The sequence below is a fragment of the Roseovarius sp. SK2 genome, from assembly GCF_028807495.1.
GTDB lineage: Bacteria > Pseudomonadota > Alphaproteobacteria > Rhodobacterales > Rhodobacteraceae > Roseovarius > Roseovarius confluentis.
The window spans coordinates 92,881-108,758 of record NZ_JARAMK010000008.1 but is presented as its reverse complement, the minus strand read 5'-3'; the positions used below and the strand labels follow the sequence as shown (position 1 = coordinate 108,758).

General features: G+C 63.5%; 16 protein-coding genes and 1 pseudogene. 9 read left to right on the top strand and 8 right to left on the bottom strand.

Features of this window, described 5'->3' with window-relative positions:
- Positions 1–2 precede the first annotated feature (2 nt).
- On the top strand, positions 3–923 hold the full coding sequence (locus tag PVV74_RS15395) for a manganese-dependent inorganic pyrophosphatase (RefSeq protein WP_274593822.1): 921 nt from the start codon (positions 3–5) through the stop codon (positions 921–923).
- 350 nt (positions 924–1,273) lie between these two features.
- Here PVV74_RS15395 and PVV74_RS15390 read toward each other — a convergent pair whose 3' ends face one another.
- The gene (locus PVV74_RS15390) at positions 1,274–1,831 is read right to left on the bottom strand and encodes a DUF2585 family protein (protein WP_274593821.1); all 558 of its coding nucleotides are present in this window, start codon (positions 1,829–1,831) and stop codon (positions 1,274–1,276) included.
- A gap of 139 nt (positions 1,832–1,970) precedes the next feature.
- Entirely contained in the window at positions 1,971–2,570 is a 600-nt protein-coding gene (locus PVV74_RS15385) for an HdeD family acid-resistance protein (protein WP_274593820.1), read from the bottom strand.
- A 136-nt stretch (positions 2,571–2,706) separates the two neighbouring features.
- Between PVV74_RS15385 and PVV74_RS15380 the strand changes: the two genes are divergently transcribed.
- The 5 genes from PVV74_RS15380 (at position 2,707) to PVV74_RS15360 (ending at position 8,408) form a co-directional block, all read left to right on the top strand.
- The gene (locus PVV74_RS15380) at positions 2,707–3,474 is read left to right on the top strand and encodes an HpcH/HpaI aldolase family protein (protein ID WP_274593819.1); all 768 of its coding nucleotides are present in this window, start codon (positions 2,707–2,709) and stop codon (positions 3,472–3,474) included.
- Positions 3,474–4,385, top strand: coding sequence for a glucokinase (locus PVV74_RS15375; RefSeq protein ID WP_274593818.1), 912 nt, complete (start codon positions 3,474–3,476; stop codon positions 4,383–4,385). The genes PVV74_RS15380 and PVV74_RS15375 overlap by 1 nt, the downstream gene beginning before the upstream one ends.
- A 75-nt stretch (positions 4,386–4,460) precedes the next feature.
- Positions 4,461–6,419, top strand: a complete 1,959-nt coding sequence (gene parE, locus PVV74_RS15370) for a DNA topoisomerase IV subunit B (RefSeq protein ID WP_274593817.1) — start codon at positions 4,461–4,463, stop codon at positions 6,417–6,419.
- Complete coding sequence (locus tag PVV74_RS15365; protein ID WP_274593816.1) at positions 6,416–7,261, top strand: hypothetical protein; 846 nt, start codon at positions 6,416–6,418, stop codon at positions 7,259–7,261. Before parE ends, PVV74_RS15365 begins: the two co-directional genes overlap by 4 nt.
- 463 nt (positions 7,262–7,724) lie before the next feature.
- The gene (locus PVV74_RS15360) at positions 7,725–8,408 is read left to right on the top strand and encodes a hypothetical protein (protein ID WP_274593815.1); all 684 of its coding nucleotides are present in this window, start codon (positions 7,725–7,727) and stop codon (positions 8,406–8,408) included.
- On the opposite strand, the gene PVV74_RS15355 is transcribed toward PVV74_RS15360, so the two are convergent.
- Complete coding sequence (locus tag PVV74_RS15355; protein ID WP_274593814.1) at positions 8,405–8,803, bottom strand: c-type cytochrome; 399 nt, start codon at positions 8,801–8,803, stop codon at positions 8,405–8,407. The two genes, PVV74_RS15360 and PVV74_RS15355, sit on opposite strands and share 4 nt — an antisense overlap.
- A 61-nt stretch (positions 8,804–8,864) precedes the next feature.
- Positions 8,865–10,439 carry a lysine--tRNA ligase gene (locus PVV74_RS15350; RefSeq protein WP_274593813.1) on the bottom strand — a complete coding sequence of 525 codons (1,575 nt, stop codon included), beginning with the start codon at positions 10,437–10,439 and terminating at the stop codon, positions 8,865–8,867.
- A 113-nt stretch (positions 10,440–10,552) separates the two neighbouring features.
- Here PVV74_RS15350 and PVV74_RS15345 point away from each other — a divergent pair, with 113 nt between their 5' ends.
- The 3 genes from PVV74_RS15345 (at position 10,553) to PVV74_RS15335 (ending at position 12,459) form a co-directional block, all read left to right on the top strand.
- Positions 10,553–10,978: a tellurite resistance TerB family protein gene (locus tag PVV74_RS15345; RefSeq protein WP_103763803.1), complete on the top strand. Its 426-nt coding sequence runs from the start codon at positions 10,553–10,555 to the stop codon at positions 10,976–10,978.
- A gap of 85 nt (positions 10,979–11,063) precedes the next feature.
- Positions 11,064–11,300: an Lrp/AsnC ligand binding domain-containing protein gene (locus tag PVV74_RS15340; RefSeq protein ID WP_103763804.1), complete on the top strand. Its 237-nt coding sequence runs from the start codon at positions 11,064–11,066 to the stop codon at positions 11,298–11,300.
- 22 nt (positions 11,301–11,322) lie between these two features.
- Positions 11,323–12,459 carry an ABC transporter substrate-binding protein gene (locus tag PVV74_RS15335; protein ID WP_274593812.1) on the top strand — a complete coding sequence of 379 codons (1,137 nt, stop codon included), beginning with the start codon at positions 11,323–11,325 and terminating at the stop codon, positions 12,457–12,459.
- Positions 12,460–12,555: 96 nt separating this feature from the next.
- Here PVV74_RS15335 and PVV74_RS15330 read toward each other — a convergent pair.
- From PVV74_RS15330 to PVV74_RS15315, 4 genes and pseudogenes are all read right to left on the bottom strand, one after another.
- Positions 12,556–12,669: pseudogene (locus PVV74_RS15330) on the bottom strand (IS3 family transposase); the annotation flags it as partial.
- A gap of 14 nt (positions 12,670–12,683) precedes the next feature.
- Positions 12,684–13,826, bottom strand: a complete 1,143-nt coding sequence (locus PVV74_RS15325) for a PqqD family protein (RefSeq protein ID WP_274593811.1) — start codon at positions 13,824–13,826, stop codon at positions 12,684–12,686.
- Between the two features lie 132 nt (positions 13,827–13,958).
- Positions 13,959–14,303 (bottom strand): hypothetical protein, encoded by a 345-nt coding sequence (locus tag PVV74_RS15320; RefSeq protein ID WP_274593810.1) that lies wholly within the window; start codon positions 14,301–14,303, stop codon positions 13,959–13,961.
- 71 nt (positions 14,304–14,374) lie between these two features.
- A complete protein-coding gene (locus PVV74_RS15315; protein WP_274593809.1) occupies positions 14,375–15,715 on the bottom strand; it encodes a S8 family serine peptidase in 1,341 nt (446 codons plus the stop codon).
- Positions 15,716–15,878 lie beyond the last annotated feature (163 nt).

Genomic DNA, 15,878 nt, shown 5'->3' with positions numbered 1-15,878 from the left:
CGATGACCACGCTCGTATTTGGCCATAAATCCCCCGACACCGACAGCACCGGCTCGCCCATCCTCTGGGCGTGGTACCTGAACGAAGTGAAAGGCGGCGACGCCGAGGCCGTCCTTCTGGGCGAGCCCAACACCGAGGCCGCCTTCATGCTGGAAAAGTGGGACCTGCCCAAGCCGCGCATCATCTCCAACGTGGATGACGGCCAGCCCTGCATCGTGGTGGACACCAACAACCCCGCCGAGCTGCCGACCAACATCAACGGCGCCGACGTGCAGGGCATCATCGACCACCACAAGCTGGTGGGCGGGCTGGAAACCGCCGGTCCGATCGACATCACCGTGCGCCCGCTGGCCTGCACCGCCACGATCATGATCGACCTGATGGGCGAGGACGCCGAAAAGATGCCCGACTGGGCCAAGGGCGCGGCCCTGACCTGCATCTTGTCTGACACGCTGGAATTCCGCAGCCCCACCACCACCGACCATGATCGCGCCACGGCCGAGAAACTGGCCAGCGGCCTCGGCGTCAGCATTTCGGATTACGCCGCCGAGATGTTCGCGGCCAAGTCCGACGTCTCGGCATTCTCTGACGCCGAACTCCTCCGCATGGACAGCAAGGAATACGAGGTCGGCGGCACCAAGTTCCGCGTCTCGGTTCTGGAAACCACCGCGCCCGCCTCGGTGCTGGAGCGCAAGGACAGCCTGATGGCCTCCATGGCCGATGTAGCCAAGGAAGACGACGTCGACCAGGTACTGCTCTTCGTCGTGGACATCCTGAACGAGGAAGCGACCCTGCTGGTGCCCAACGACCTGGTGAAAGGCGTGGCCGAGAAAAGCTTTGGCGCGTCCGTGTCGGGCGATACCGTGGTCCTGCCCGGCGTGGTGAGCCGCAAGAAGCAGATCATTCCCAACCTGGCGATCTGACGCCCTTCGCTATCTCTTGCATTCCGAACGCCTCCGCAAGATTTGCGGGGGCGTTTTTCGTACCCCGCCCGCCCCGTGACGATGACGCCGCTCGCCGGTATTTTCTCGCTCCCATCCCGGACTTGACCCGGGATCTCCCGCCGCAGGAGGTCCCGGGTCAAGCCCGGGACGGGGTGCGCCTTGTGACCCCGCGCCGCAAATTGTAGGCCTGACAATGGAAACATTCGCCGGAGTCGCACCGCATGGGCCTTGTCGTCCTCCTTCTTGTCGCCATTGTCGTGATATCCTTCATCGGCATCGGCCGCGGCACGCGGCGCGGCAAGGACCGGCGCGACGACGACTAAGCGGCCTCAGCCGCCCGCCTGCCAGTCGGCAATCGCCTCGACGGGGTATAGCAGCATCACCACGTTCAGCGTCAGGTTATCCTGGATGACCCACAGCGTCAGCAGCTCGAACCCCACCACCACGGCCACGCTGGCCCAGACCGGCAACCGCCGCGCCAGCCAGAAGCCAAGCCACATCGCCACGATATCCGAGGCCGAGTTCAGCACGCTGTCGCCGTAATAATCCAGCGAGATCGTCACCTCGCGGTAGCGCTCGATCACCGCGTTGGTGTTCTCCACGATCTCCCACGCGCATTCCACCGCCGTCGCGATCACCAGCCGCCAGCCCAGATCGACCCGGCGCGCCACCAGCCACAAAAGCGCGTAGAACAGGAACCCGTGCAACAGGTGGCTGGGCCAGTACCAGTCGAACACCTGCTGGCTGCCCTCGCTGGTGCCCACGGTGCCCCACAGGTCCACCCAGCCACAGGGGCATGTCGGATTGCGCCCCATCAGAAGCAGCACCACCAGCGTGGCAAGGCCCAGCATGGCCGCAATGCGAATGGGAATGCGCCTGTCCGTCATCTGGCCACGGAATCACAGCGCCACGATCCTGTCCATCGCAAAGCGTTCCGGAAATCAGTGCGCGCATCGACCATTCGCGCAGAAATCGGGCGCGCCTCGGATGGAACGCGCCCCTCTGCACGTTGGGAAAGTCTACCGTTTATGAAGCGTCCTGGCCGGATGCCTTGGGCTTGTGCCACGCCAGCGCCAGCGTCGCGATCCCCGACAGCGTCAGGTCGACGCCGAGGAACAATCCAAGCACGTCGGCGGCGGCGCCCGGCAGGCCCAGCACGATCATCCCGGCCAGCGCCAGCGACATCAGCCCGGCCCCGGCGATCCAGCCCCAGCCGTGCCGCGGGCGCATCCGGACGGCATAGACCAGACGCAACAGTCCCAGCACGGCAAACAGCCCCGCGACCGCCAGCGTCAGCGTAATCAGCCCGGCAACCGGGTTCAGCAAAAGCGATACCGCGAAAAGCACGAAGGCCAGCCCGATCAGCCCTCCGATCACCCGGCCGCCCAGCGCGTCGCCGTGATCACTGAAGGCCAGCCAAAGCTGCGTCAGACCGGCCAGCAGGAACGCGGCACCCGCGACGGCGGTGACGGTCAGCGATGCGGCAAACGGGTTGAAAAACGCCAGCATCCCGCCCACCAGCATGACAATCCCGAGAACCGTCAGCCCGATGCGGCCCGGTTCGCGTTTGGTCCGCCCGGTCGATCTGTGCCGCGCGGTGCGGTCTACGGCTTCGGTGAATGTCATTGCGTGTGTCACCTTCGGGGTGGTTTCACGCGGACAACGCGCAACCCGCACCGACGGTTCCCGCCCTGCGTCGCTGGACGTCTCCCCATCGCCGCGTTTAACTGGCCCTCGACACCAAGACACACGAGGCCCGCCCATGTCCGCCCCCGTCAACCGTTTCAAGACCGCCCTTGCCGCCGGCCAGCCCCTTGTCGGCTGCTGGGCCGGGTTCGCCGACGCCTATGCCACCGAGATTCTTGGCACGGCCGGGTTCGACTGGCTGATCCTCGACGGCGAACATGCGCCCAACACGCTCCAGACCCTGTCGGCCCAGATCGGCATCCTGCAAGCCTCCAGCAGCGAGGCCATCGTGCGCGTGCCCGTGGCCGAGGACTGGATCATCAAGCAGGTGCTGGACGCGGGCGCACAGACGCTGCTGGCGCCGATGGTCGACACCGCGGCCGACGCCGAGCGGATCGTGCGCGCCATGCGCTACCCGCCCGAGGGCGTGCGCGGCTCCGGCGCGGCGCTGGGGCGGGCCTCGGGCTTTGGCGCGGTGCCCGACTATATTGCCACGGCCAATGACCAGATGTGCCTCGTGGTCCAGATCGAAAGCGTGGCCGCGCTGGACAATCTCGATGCGATCTGCGCGGTCGACGGCGTCGACGCGGCCTTTATCGGGCCGTCGGACCTGGCCAACGACATGGGATATCGCGGCGACGCGAACCACCCCGAGGTGCGCGCCGCCATGCAGGACGCGCTGGCCCGCATTCGCGCGGCGGGCAAGGCGCCCGGCATCCTTGGGATCGACGCGCAGACGACGCGCACCTACCGCGACTGGGGTGCGCAGATGCTGGGCGTCGGCATCGACGTCCTGCTCTTTGCCAATGCCGCCCGCGCGCTGGCGCGCAATTGGCAGGCGTGATGCGCCTTCTGGTCGATCTGGGCGGCACCTCCTGCCGCGTCGGGCTGGCGACTGGGGCGGGCCTGTTGCCCGACACCGCCCACAGCTTTGCCAATGCCGATCATACCAGCCTCGCCGACCTGCTGGCCGCCTATCTGCATGCGATGCGCCCCGGCGCGGTCAGTGCGATTTGCGCGGGGGTCGCCGGGCCGGTGCGGCGCGGCGCGGCGCAGCTCACCAATCACGCCTGGCACATCGAGGCCGACGCGCTGGCCCGCGCCACCGGCGCCGACCAAGTGCACCTGATGAACGACCTTCAGGCGCAGGCCTATGCGCTCGACGATCTGGACGCGGACAGCCTCACGCCGCTGATCCCCGGCACGCCCGATCCCGAAGGTCCGCGCATGGTGCTTGGGCTGGGAACCGGCTGCAACATCGCGGTCGCGCACCGCGTGGGCGACGACCTCTTCGTGCCGCCGTCCGAATCCGGCCACACCACCCTGCCCGACGCGCCGGGCTTTCGCGCGCTCTACGATCACCTGCGCGGCGAGGCATCACACCTACCCATCGAGACCGCCCTCTCCGGCCCCGGCCTCAGCCGCCTGCACGCCTTCTATACGGGCGAGACACTGACCCCGACCGAGATCATCGCGCAGGAGCCCCGCAAGACCCTGCAAGCCTTCGTCTCACTGCTGGGGCTCGCCGCCTCGAACCTGTGCCTGTCGCACATGGCCACCGGGGGGCTTTACCTCATTGGCGGCACCGCCCGGGCCGTCGCGCCGTATCTTGTGCCGCTGGGATTCACCGACACGTTCCATCCGCGCGGACCCTACACAGATATCCTGCGCGCCATTCGCGTGACCCTCATCGCCGACGACAACGCCGCCCTGCGCGGCTGCGCCCGATACCTCGCAAAATACCCCTCGGAATAAGGCCCGATCCCACTTCCCCCACCGCCTGCCCTCTGCCATACTGCGCCCCAACTCATAAAACAAAGAGCAGCGCACATGGCCGACGACCTTCTCTCACCGACTGACTCCGGCGATTACGACGCCTCCTCGATCGAGGTGCTGGAGGGGCTGGAGCCTGTCCGCAAACGCCCCGGCATGTATATCGGCGGCACGGATGAACGGGCGCTGCATCACCTGGTGGCCGAGATCCTCGACAACTCCATGGACGAGGCCGTGGCCGGCCATGCCAACCGGATCGAGGTCGAGCTGCACGAGGATTATTCCATCACCATCCGCGACAACGGCCGCGGCATGCCGGTGGACGAACATCCAAAGTTCCCCGGCAAATCCGCGCTCGAGGTGATCCTCTGCACCCTGCACGCGGGCGGCAAGTTCTCGGGCAAGGCCTACCAGACATCGGGCGGCCTGCACGGCGTGGGCGCCTCGGTCGTGAACGCACTGTCGGATTCGATGGTCGTCCAGGTGGCCCGCGACCGCAAACTCCACGAACAGCGCTTCTCCCGCGGCAAGCCGCTCGGCCCGGTGCAGGAGGTCGGCGCCGCCCCCAACCGCCGCGGCACCACCGTCACCTTCCACGCCGACGAGGAGATCTTCGGCTCGCATCGCTTCAAGCCCGCCCGGCTCTTCAGCTCGATCCGCTCCAAGGCCTACCTCTTTTCGGGGGTCGAGATCCGCTGGAAATCCGCCATTGCCGACGGCGACACCCCGCAGGAGGCCACGTTCCACTTCCCCGGCGGTCTGGCCGATTACTTGCGCGAGACGATGGGCACAGCCTCGACCTATGCCGAGAATCCCTTTGCCGGCACCGTCGATTTCCAGGAACGCTTCGGCACGCCGGGCAAGGTGGAGTGGGCGATCAACTGGACGCCCAGCCGCGACGGCTTCCTGCAAAGCTACTGTAACACCGTCCCCACGCCCGAGGGCGGCACGCACGTCGCCGGCTTCTGGGCCGCGATCGTCAAGGGCATCAAGGCCTATGGCGAGCTGGTCAACAACAAGAAGGCCGCCAACATCACCCGCGACGACCTGATGACCGGCGGCTGCGCGCTGGTCTCGTGCTTCATCCGCGAGCCGGAATTCGTCGGCCAGACCAAGGACCGCCTCGCCACGACCGAGGCGCAGCGTCTGGTGGAAAACGCCGTCCGCGACCATTTCGACAACTGGCTGGCGGCCGACACCAAGTCGGCGGGGGCCATCCTCGACTTCCTCGTCCTGCGGGCCGAGGAACGCCTGCGCAGGCGCGCCGAGAAGGAGACACAACGCAAATCCGCCACGAAAAAACTTCGCCTCCCCGGCAAATTGGTGGATTGCTCGTCGTCAACCCGCGACGGCACCGAATTGTTCATTGTCGAGGGCGATTCCGCCGGCGGGTCGGCGAAAATGGGCCGGGACCGCAAGACCCAGGCCCTGCTGCCCCTGCGCGGCAAGATCCTGAACGTGCTGGGCGCGGCCAGCTCGAAACTGGGCTCGAACGCCGAGATCAACGACCTGACGCAGGCACTTGGCGTGGGGCTGGGATCGCGGTTCAACATCGACGACCTGCGCTATGACAAGATCATCATCATGACGGACGCGGACGTGGACGGCGCCCATATCGCCTCGCTCCTGATGACGTTCTTCTTCACCCAGATGCGGCCCATGATCGACGCGGGCCACCTCTACCTCGCCTGCCCGCCGCTCTATCGCCTGACCCAGGGCACCAAGCGGACCTACTGCCTCGACGAGGCCGAGCGCGACCTGTGGCTGGAAAAGGGCCTTGGCGGCAAGGGCAAGATCGACGTCAGCCGCTTCAAGGGCCTGGGCGAGATGGACGCCAAGGACCTGAAAGAAACCACGATGGACCCCGCGACGCGCAAGCTGATCCGCGTGACCATCGACGAGGACGAACCGGGCGAGACCGGAGACCTGGTGGAGCGCCTGATGGGCAAGAAGCCCGAACTGCGGTTCCAGTACATCCAGGAGAACGCGCGGTTCGTGGAGGAGTTGGATGTTTGAGGAAAGGTAAGACGGCACCACGAATTTCTTCGATTACCTTCTACAAACATCGCTTCAAGAAAGCGCTGCAGTTATTTGGCGAACGTGATCAAGATCCTGTTGAAGCGTACGCAAAACTTAAAAAGCAGTCAGCGGTTTCCAATATGAAGTGTGCGAAGACTGCTGGTTGGTTTGTAGTTGCAGCAGTGGCTTTGATTTTTTCTATCGAAACCGGTCAGCTTACTGTAACTACGTCGTTTTTCTCTTTCTCTATCCCGTCGGTTTATTTGTTGTTTGTGTCTGCTTTAATTTGGGTAGGCTTTACATTTTCGCTGATAACCGTTTTTCAATTCATTGCGTTTTCTGATGCCTTTAAATCCTATTTTGGTCGATACAAAAAAGACTATGAGATGCTCGTTTTTCTCGAAGACGTTGAGATAGAAGACTTTATGGCGCCCCCGTATCACGACAGCTTTCTGAAGCCTTCTGGAACTGCTTTTTCAATTCGTTCGTTGATATATCTCGTGCTCATCTGCGCGGGGCTGTTGCCGGTAGCGGCAGGCCAGTATTACGCTAGCACTTATTCTCTTTCGATCGTCCGAGCAGTTGATAGCGTACCCCTGCATAAGAGCCTCGCGATAGCTTCAATCGTGCTCACTGCGACTTCAACGATGTACCTTTTGTCAGCGTTCATTCCATTCAAAACGACAAAGCAAATAGGCCTTATCAGATGGGTTTTTTTGCACAGGCTAAGAATGAAGCATTTCGAAACGAGACATCCTCAATCTTCTTATTGGCTCAAAGAGGAAGAAACTCATTCGCCCAGTGAGCGGATTCAAAATGACGCCAATAATGACGCATAGCGAAGCTATGATGCACTCGGGTCACTAACAGAGCCCACCAAGGCGCGCGGAATCAAGGCGCAGCCTGCTGCGCCGCCGCGCGATCGCCAGACCGCCCCCCGGGCTGGCGATTGGCTGACGCAGGCACTCCGATCAGAGGTTCTGCGGACACCGCAACCATAAAGTGCCCTGAACACCCCTCGGATCGCCACCCCGCGGTCTGGCCATCGCGCGGCCTCTCCACCCCAAACCGCCCGTCCCGGACTTGATCCGGGACCTCCCCGCCACCAAAACCACCGCACGCCCCGTTAACCCCGGCAAATCCCGAAACCCGCACCGTCGCAATACCACTCGGATACCGACGCGATACCGACGTTCCAAATTGCCCCCAATCCCCTTGTTAACCAAGACGAACGGGCGCGATTCGGGCCGTGGTTAACATTCCCTCTATCCGGTCCATTCATCCCCCGTTAACCTGCCGGACATGCGCTGGCTTTTCCTGCTCTCTCTCGCCGTCCTGATCTCCTGTGGCCGTCCCCTGACGGACACCGAGAAAGCCTTCACCAAGCAGATCCACGGGTCCTCCATCGACACGGGCCGTATCCGGCTGGTCGAGGGCGCCCTGATCGGCAAGACCACCTATACCCGCAAGAAACGCCCCCGCCTTGCCTGTCGCGAGCGGATCTTTCCGCCCCAGGCCGAGGAGACCAAGGAGGTCACCGTCAGCCCCGCCGCCTTCGTGCTGTTCAGCAAGGTTTTCTATTCGAAAGACTGGTACCTGAAGGATTACCTGCCCGACTATGACGAACGGTTCTACCTGGTCGAGGCGATGCTCTTTGCCCACGAGATGACCCATGTCTGGCAATGGCAGAACCGCCGCCAGACGGGCTATAGCCCGCTCAAGGCCGTGCGCGAGCATCAGGTCAGCGACGATCCCTACCTTTTCGACATCGACACGCAGACGCGGTTCCTCGACTTCGGCTATGAACAGCAGGCGTCCATCGTCGAGGAATATGTCTGCTGCGCCACGCTGGACCCCAGGGCGCCGCGCACCAAGCGGTTGAAATCATTGCTCGAAGGCGCGTTCCCGCTGGGCAAGCTGACCATCCCCGACAAGGTCGTGCTGCCGTGGGACGGGGTCGAGCTGAACGGGATCTGCCGGGTCTAGTCCTGAATGCTCTCGATATAGATCAAGAGCGCCGCCAGCGGGCGCGGCGTCGGCGTCATCACCCCGTCGCCCACGTCCACCGGCACCGTGTCGCCCTGCAGCAACAGGCCGAACTCCGGCATCTCGTGCCCCGGCAGGCCGGTGCGGTCATAGCCGTCGATCACCGACAGGACCCGTGTGCGGGAAAACACGCCGTCCTCCCTCAGCGCCGTCAGATCGGCAGGGGCCGGGTTGTAAGAACCGGCCCACGGCCCGTTGCCCATGCCACGGCTACCGTGACAGACGGCGCAGTTCTCCTCGAAAATCTCGCGGCCCTCGTCCGGTTCGGGCATCGAGTCCTGCGCGGTCGCCGCCCCGGCCAAGAGGCACGCAACGAGGGTGATTGATCTGATCATGGTCCTGCTCCCTGTCTTTTGCCCAGTCTAGCGGGCCGCGAACGGCCAGCCTTGACGTGGATCAAGCCAGCTCGCCCGCCAACGCACGGTCGATCAACGCCACGGTTTCGTCAACACCGTAGAGTGCGATGAACCCGCCGAACCGCGGCCCCTGGCTTGCGCCCAGCAGCGTCTCGTAGATCGCCTTGAACCAGTCGCGCAGCGGATCGAACCGGTCACGCCCCACGGCATAGACGATGGATTGCAGGGCCTCGTCCTCGACCGGGCCGTCATAGGCGGCCAGCTGGTCGCGCAGGTCGGTCAGCGCCTCGCGCTCCAGGTTCGTGGGTGCGCGATAGGTCTTTGTCGGTGCGACGAAATCCTCGTAGTACTTCACCGCCGAGCCTGCCGCGGCATCGAGGTCGGGATGCGTGGCGGGGCTGGCATCGGGTGCATAGCGGTTGATGAAGCCCCAGAGCGTTTCCTTGTCCTGCGCCGAAGCGACCGAAGCGAGGTTCAGAAGCATGGCAAACGACACCACCATCCGGCTTTCCGGCACGTCGCCATTGTGGATGTGATGCACCGGATTGTTCAGCTTGCCCGCCGCATCCTGCCCCGGATAGGCGCGCAATTGCTGGTGATACTCGTCCACCGCGCGCGGGATCACGTCAAAGAACAGCCGCTTGGCGGTCTTCGGTTTCTGGTACATGAAATAGGACAGGCTCTCGCTGCTGGCATAGCTCAGCCATTCGTCGATGCTGATCCCGTTGCCCGACGACTTGGAGATCTTCTGCCCCTTGTCGTCGAGGAACAGCTCATAGGTGAAATGCTCCGGCGCGGGCGTGCCCAGGATCTCGCAGATCTTGTCGTAGATCGGCGTGTTGGTGGAATGGTCCTTGCCGTACATCTCGAAATCCACGCCCAGCGCGGCCCAGCGCGCGCCGAAATCAGGCTTCCATTGCAGCTTCACGTTGCCGCCGGTCACCGGCAGGGTCCACTCGCGGCCATCCTCATCATCGAACGTGATTTCGCCCTTGGCGGCATCCACGTTCTTCATCGGCACGTACAGGACACGCCCCGTCTCGGGGTGCAGCGGCAGGAAGATCGAATAGGTCTGCTGCCGCTCCTCGCGCAGGGATTTCAGCATGACCTTCATGATGTCGTCATACCGCTCGGCCGCGCGCAGCAGCGTCGTGTCGAACTGGCCGGACTTGTAGAAATCGGTGGCGGAATAGAACTCGTACTCGAACCCGAAGGTATCGAGGAACCGGCGCAGCATGGCGTTGTTGTGGTGCCCGAAGCTCTCGAACTCGCCAAACGGGTCCGGCACGCTGGTCAGCGGCTTTTGCAGGTGCTCTTGCAGCATCTCCTGGTTGGGCACGTTGCCCGGCACCTTGCGCATACCGTCGAGGTCGTCGGAAAAGCAGAACAGCCGTGTCGGGATATCGCTGATCTGCTGAAACGCATGGCGGATCATCGTCGTGCGCAGAACCTCGCCGAAGGTCCCGATATGCGGCAGGCCGCTGGGGCCATAGCCGGTCTCGAACAGAACATATCCCTTCTCGGGCGGCGCCTTTTCATACCGTTTGAGCAGCCGGCGCGCTTCTTCAAAGGGCCAGGCTTTCGCACTCATCGCGGCGTCGCGCAGTTCGGACATGTCGGTCTCCAGAGGTTAAGGCCCGCACGAATGGCGGGCCGCCTCGGTTCCTATTGCTCCGCCCCCGGACAGTCAATAATCTGCGCCGCAACAAACCCCTTTAAGGACAGCGCATGACCGACCAGGATTCTCACCCGCTCACCCCGCAGGACTGCCTCGTGGCGGTCATGATCGCCGTGTCGGCCTCGGATGAAGAGATCCGCACCGCCGAACTGGTCAAGATCGAAAGCGCCATCGACAACCTGCCGATCTTTGCCACCTACGATGCCGACCGGATGAAGACCGTGTCGCAGATGGTGTTCGACCTCTTTGCCGAAGAGGACGGGCTGGACGCGCTTTTCGGCCTCGTCACCGACAACCTGCCCGAGCGCCTCTTCGAGACCGCCTATGCGCTTGCCTGTGACGTGGCCGCCTCCGATGGCCTGCTGGACGAGACGGAACTGCGCTTTCTGGGCGAGATCCGGTACCAGCTGAACATTGACCGTCTGCACGCGGCGGCCATCGAGCGCGGCGCGCGCGCGCGACATGTGCCGGAGTGATCCGAAACGGCGCACGAAATTCGCCATTTTCATCCGCACCGAAAACCGCTCTAAATAGGCCCCAGCCGATCGGGAGACCCATCACATGCGCCCACTTTTCGTGAATATCCGCTGCCGCCCCGGCACCTCCTACCAGGTGGCCGAGGACATCGCCCTGCGCGAAATCCATTCCGAGCTTTATTCCACCTCCGGGCCGTTTGACCTGCTCTTGAAGCTGTATGTCCCCGACGGCGAAGACGTGGGCAAATTCATCAACGAGAACCTCGCGACAATCGACAATATCGAACGCACCGAGACGACGCTGACGTTCAAGGCGTTCTGACACTTCCAAGGGAGAGGAAACCATGAAACTGAAATCCATCCTGGCCGCGACGGCCATGACCGCGCTTGGCGCGATGGCCCATGCCGAGGGCGTGAAGGTGGGCATGATCACCACGCTTTCGGGCGGCGGTGCGGGCCTTGGCATCGACGTGCGCGACGGCTTTCTGCTGGCGGTCAAGATGTCCGGCAATTCCGATATCGAGGTCGTGGTCGAGGATGACCAGCGCAAGCCCGATATCGCCGTGCAACTGGCCGACAAGATGATCCAGTCCGAAAAGGTCGACGTTCTGACCGGCATCATCTGGTCGAACCTCGCCATGGCCGTGGTGCCCGCCGCGGTGGCGCAAGGCAAGTTCTACCTGTCGCCGAACGCTGGCCCCTCGGCGCTGGCCGGCAAGGGCTGCAACCCCAACTATTTCAACGTCGCGTGGCAGAACGACAACCTGCACGAGGCCGCGGGCGGCTATGCCAACTCTGCCGGGTTCCAGAACAGCTTCATCCTCGCGCCCAACTATCCCGCGGGTCAGGACGCGCTGACCGGATACAAGCGCATCTACGAGGGCGAGCTGGCCGGCGAGGTCTTTACCCAGCTGGGCCAGACCGACTATGCCGCCGAGATCGCCCAGATCCGCGCCTCGGGCGCCGACAGCGTGTTCTTCTTCCTGCCGGGCGGGATGGGTATCTCGTTCCTCAAGCAATATGCCGACAGCGGCGTGGACCTGCCCGTGGTTGGTCCTGCCTTCAGCTTTGATCAGGGCATCCTGCAGGCCGTGGGCGACGCGGCGATGGGCGTCAAGAACACCAGCCAGTGGAACAAGGACCTCGACAACGAGGCGAACCAAGAGTTCGTCGCCGCCTTCCGGGAAGAATACGGCCGCCTGCCCTCGCTCTACGCATCGCAAGGCTATGACACCGCGAACCTGCTTTTGTCCGCGATGTCGAAAGCTGACGTGACCGACGCCGACGCCTTCCGCGCCGCGCTGAAAGAGGCCGATTTCGCCTCGACCCGGGGCGATTTCGAGTTTTCGTCCAACAACCACCCCGTACAGGACATCTATGTCCGCGAGGTGATCAAGGAAGGCGACATCTACACCAACAAGATCATCGGCACTGCGCTGGAGGATCACTCCAACGTCTACGTCGAAGAGTGCGAGATGTAAGGTCGGCCACCGAGTTGAAACGCGAAAGCCGCCCCTCTGGGCGGCTTTTTTTGTGCAGCGGGTGTGACCACACCCCCTTGGTGTCCGAGTCCAAAAGTTGGCTTTGATCAGGGTTTGGTCCTCTTCCGGCCGTTGGTGATACTCCCGCTTTGTGCGCCCGCCGAGGCTCGAATGCGGCCGGTGGTGATTGCAGTCGTCGCGCCATGCTGCTTCTCCATCCGCAATCACATCTCATCAGGAGAAGCGCCTGGGCACATCGCCGCCAAACCCCTCTGGATCAATTGGCCAAGCAGCATGGCGACATCCCGTCGTATCTTTTGCTCCGATGTTGCCGGAAAGGCATCGTGGAGCGCGCGCACGATGCAATTGCCGGTCTGTTGCTGTTCGAGAAGCATCCAGATCGCGCCCCCGATGGCATTGAGCCTGAAGAAGTTTCGATCCGCCATCTGCCACAGAAACGTATCCTCGCCGATCTGCCGGGTCACCACATCAGAAGCTCGTACAAGGCGCAGCGACAGGTCTGCCGGAGGGGCATCGGCATCAGGATCTCTCAGCGGCAAAGCCGGCCCCAACGGCGCTTTCAAACGCGGGATGTCGGCTGCTCCGAACGCCTCTCTGATCAGGGATACAGCATCCTCCAGGTCGGAATAAACGAGTGTGAGACAGACAAGGTCCTCCGCCATCGCAGCGACGCGATCGTAGTGCGATACGGCATCTCCGGGGTCGGCAATGTTCTGACGGATCAGAAACCCGGCTGCATCCTCGGTCGAAAGTTCGTGAAATCGGGCACGCGCGCCCTCTTGTCGACACAGCACGATCATTGCGGCCAATGGTGCGCGGGTGCCAAGAGACGCCTGGTTCGAAAGATCAAGGAACCCGTAGCGATTGTCGCTGACAGTCAGGTTGGCGGCGACATAGCTTTTGAAAGCGCCGCTCAGCCCGTTCGGCAACGGCAGGCGAAGCCGCGGCTGCACACCAAGCGCCGTGGCAACGCCGTCGCCATCGATCGGCAGGATGTCGTCGCAGAAAAGCGCGCAATCCGGCTCGGTCCCGAGCCTGGAGACAAGAGTTGTCTTTCCGGCCCGGTAGGGGCCGGTGAAGGCCAAAAGATGACCGTTTACCTGAACGGCCCCGCAGTGAAAGCCGAAAACACCCGGCCGCGAGTCAAGATAACCTTGCAGTATATCGGCAACGGCGCCGCAGGTCGCGCCGGCACGACCAAGCTTTGTCAACGGTGTGTCGGACCACCATGACTGGAACTGGAACGTGCCGTCTTCGTCGCGGCGCAGGACCGTGGTGGCTGTTTTTGTATCGGCTGCAGAGACGACCTCCCAATCCGGCATGACACTGCAGATGTCATCGCGCATGAATGGGCATTCCGGCAACTCAACGACATGAGACGCCGCGGGGAACATTATGCGTGACACGAATGAGTCTGGGGCGCACACGCCGCGCGCCCCAGTTCTTGCCTGCTTGTCGTAGCGTCCGCCCATCGGGGTCTAAAGACCGAGATCGCGCAGAGCTCCGCGTACTGCCCGGCCGAAACCTGTGCCCCGGCCCGAACGACGCCCGCCGGACGGTCCCGATCCACGGCTGCCCCGGCTGCCGCGGCTTCCACCAAATCCACCGGAGCCCCGAGATCCGCCGCCAAAGCCGCCACCGGACCCACCGGAGCCGCCCCTGCCGCCACCAGATCCACCGGCACCACCACCACTGCCGCCGCCGGAGGCATGCGCGGCGCTGAGATGCATCATCACGGGGGCGACGTAGGCTGCACCCGTGGCCAGCCCAAGGCGTGTGAGCATCCGCCGGCGCGAAATATTGGCGTTCTCTTGATCTGCCATGGTTTCTCTCCTTTGCGTTTTCAGTCGGCCACTCGCTGCGGCCATACAAGGAAAACGGAAGGCACCGGGTTTTATTCCCCGGAGACCGGCAAAAACTCGGTGTCACCGGCGAAACATTGCCCGGGGGCTGCGACCAACCCATCGCCGAACACGCTGTCACGGCCCGGAGCACCAAGATCCTTGGCGCACCGCACCATTTCCGCGACCGTCTGATCCAGCGGGACCGATGGTGCGCGTACGCGTTGCACCGCAAGCGAGGCGGTGACGAAAGGCGCGGCATAGGAGGTCCCGGACTTGAGCCGCCCGCCTGATACTGACGCGGCCGCCCAGACCCGCACGCCCGGCGCCGCGAAATTGATATAGGGACCTTGGTTGGCCTGACGGTAAATGCCCTCTTCTCGGTCGATCGCCGTCACGGCGATGACTGCATCAAAGGCAGCCGGGTAAGCGGGCTCGGCGCCCGGACCGCCGTTGCCGGCGGCGGCAACCACCGCTGTTTCGCGTTCGGTTGCCCGAATGATCATTTCCTCGAGGATCGGGTTGTACGGGCCGGAGAAGCTCATGTTGATAACATCGACATCGGCCGCCATCAGAAGATCCATCGCTGATGCGAGGGAAAATGCATCAGCCTGTTCGCCGAGATGCCCGCGGTGGAATGCTTCGACCGCAACCAGCTCGGCGTTGGGCAGCAGCCCCGGCACGCGATAGTCCAACCGGCCGATCAGCATGGCGGCAATCGCCGTGCCATGCTTGCGCCCGGCCTCTGCCCGTGGGCCCAGGTCGGCTTGGTGGATCGTAAGCTTCTGGCCGCTGAGCGCCGGGTGATCCTGGTTGATGCCGGTATCGATCATTCCCAGCCGGGGGGCATAGATGCTGGGCCAACCGGACCAGCCGATCATTTCATGCGCATCGCACCCCTCGGAGTCACACAAAAAGGCGTCCGGCGTGTAGAAGTGGTTTTCGTCCATCAGGGCCCCGGGAAGCAAGCCGGCCAGGTCGGCCAGCCCGTCTTCGATGGAACGTCCGGCCGGTAGATCCAGCCGATACAACCTGCCATCGAGCAGATCATTCGAGGCCGTGGCGCGCACTTCGTAGCCCGCGTCGATCGCAGGGGCTACGCTCGTACCTGCCGGCAAGAGCAGCAGGATTTCCGGCGGCGGGGGCGGAGCCTGCCGGGGTTGAGCCGCACGCGGCCGGTTTGGCCTTGGCCGTGTCTGGCGTCGGGCCGGTCGCCAGGATTCCCTGCCGCCGCTTCCACCACTGCCTGCGCCGCTCCCGCCGCCCGATCCGCCGGAGGCATGCGCCATGCCAAGATGCGTCAACGCAGGTGCGGTATAGGCCGTGGCGCCGGCAAGCCCGATGCGTTTCAGCAGGCGGCGGCGGGCCAGGTCGGGGCGGTCGTCGTCAGTCATCGGCTAAAAGCTCCTGTTCAACGGCTCGGTGGCAGCACAAAAGGGATAACGTACAGCACAGACTGTTTATTCCAGCGTGACTATAGCTTTTTTGGTCGCCGGGACGGAATAAATCCCGCCATGGTCCGTTTTACCAATGTAATACGGCCTGCAACCGCACACG

Coding starts and splice junctions, on each gene's coding strand:
- PVV74_RS15395 (WP_274593822.1), top strand. CDS start 3: ATGACCACGCTCGTATTTGGCCATAAATCCCCCGACACCGACAGCACC.
- PVV74_RS15390 (WP_274593821.1), bottom strand. CDS start 1,831: ATGACGGACAGGCGCATTCCCATTCGCATTGCGGCCATGCTGGGCCTT.
- PVV74_RS15385 (WP_274593820.1), bottom strand. CDS start 2,570: ATGACATTCACCGAAGCCGTAGACCGCACCGCGCGGCACAGATCGACC.
- PVV74_RS15380 (WP_274593819.1), top strand. CDS start 2,707: ATGTCCGCCCCCGTCAACCGTTTCAAGACCGCCCTTGCCGCCGGCCAG.
- PVV74_RS15375 (WP_274593818.1), top strand. CDS start 3,474: ATGCGCCTTCTGGTCGATCTGGGCGGCACCTCCTGCCGCGTCGGGCTG.
- parE (WP_274593817.1), top strand. CDS start 4,461: ATGGCCGACGACCTTCTCTCACCGACTGACTCCGGCGATTACGACGCC.
- PVV74_RS15360 (WP_274593815.1), top strand. CDS start 7,725: ATGCGCTGGCTTTTCCTGCTCTCTCTCGCCGTCCTGATCTCCTGTGGC.
- PVV74_RS15355 (WP_274593814.1), bottom strand. CDS start 8,803: ATGATCAGATCAATCACCCTCGTTGCGTGCCTCTTGGCCGGGGCGGCG.
- PVV74_RS15350 (WP_274593813.1), bottom strand. CDS start 10,439: ATGTCCGAACTGCGCGACGCCGCGATGAGTGCGAAAGCCTGGCCCTTT.
- PVV74_RS15345 (WP_103763803.1), top strand. CDS start 10,553: ATGACCGACCAGGATTCTCACCCGCTCACCCCGCAGGACTGCCTCGTG.
- PVV74_RS15340 (WP_103763804.1), top strand. CDS start 11,064: ATGCGCCCACTTTTCGTGAATATCCGCTGCCGCCCCGGCACCTCCTAC.
- PVV74_RS15335 (WP_274593812.1), top strand. CDS start 11,323: ATGAAACTGAAATCCATCCTGGCCGCGACGGCCATGACCGCGCTTGGC.
- PVV74_RS15325 (WP_274593811.1), bottom strand. CDS start 13,826: ATGCGCGATGACATCTGCAGTGTCATGCCGGATTGGGAGGTCGTCTCT.
- PVV74_RS15320 (WP_274593810.1), bottom strand. CDS start 14,303: ATGGCAGATCAAGAGAACGCCAATATTTCGCGCCGGCGGATGCTCACA.
- PVV74_RS15315 (WP_274593809.1), bottom strand. CDS start 15,715: ATGACTGACGACGACCGCCCCGACCTGGCCCGCCGCCGCCTGCTGAAA.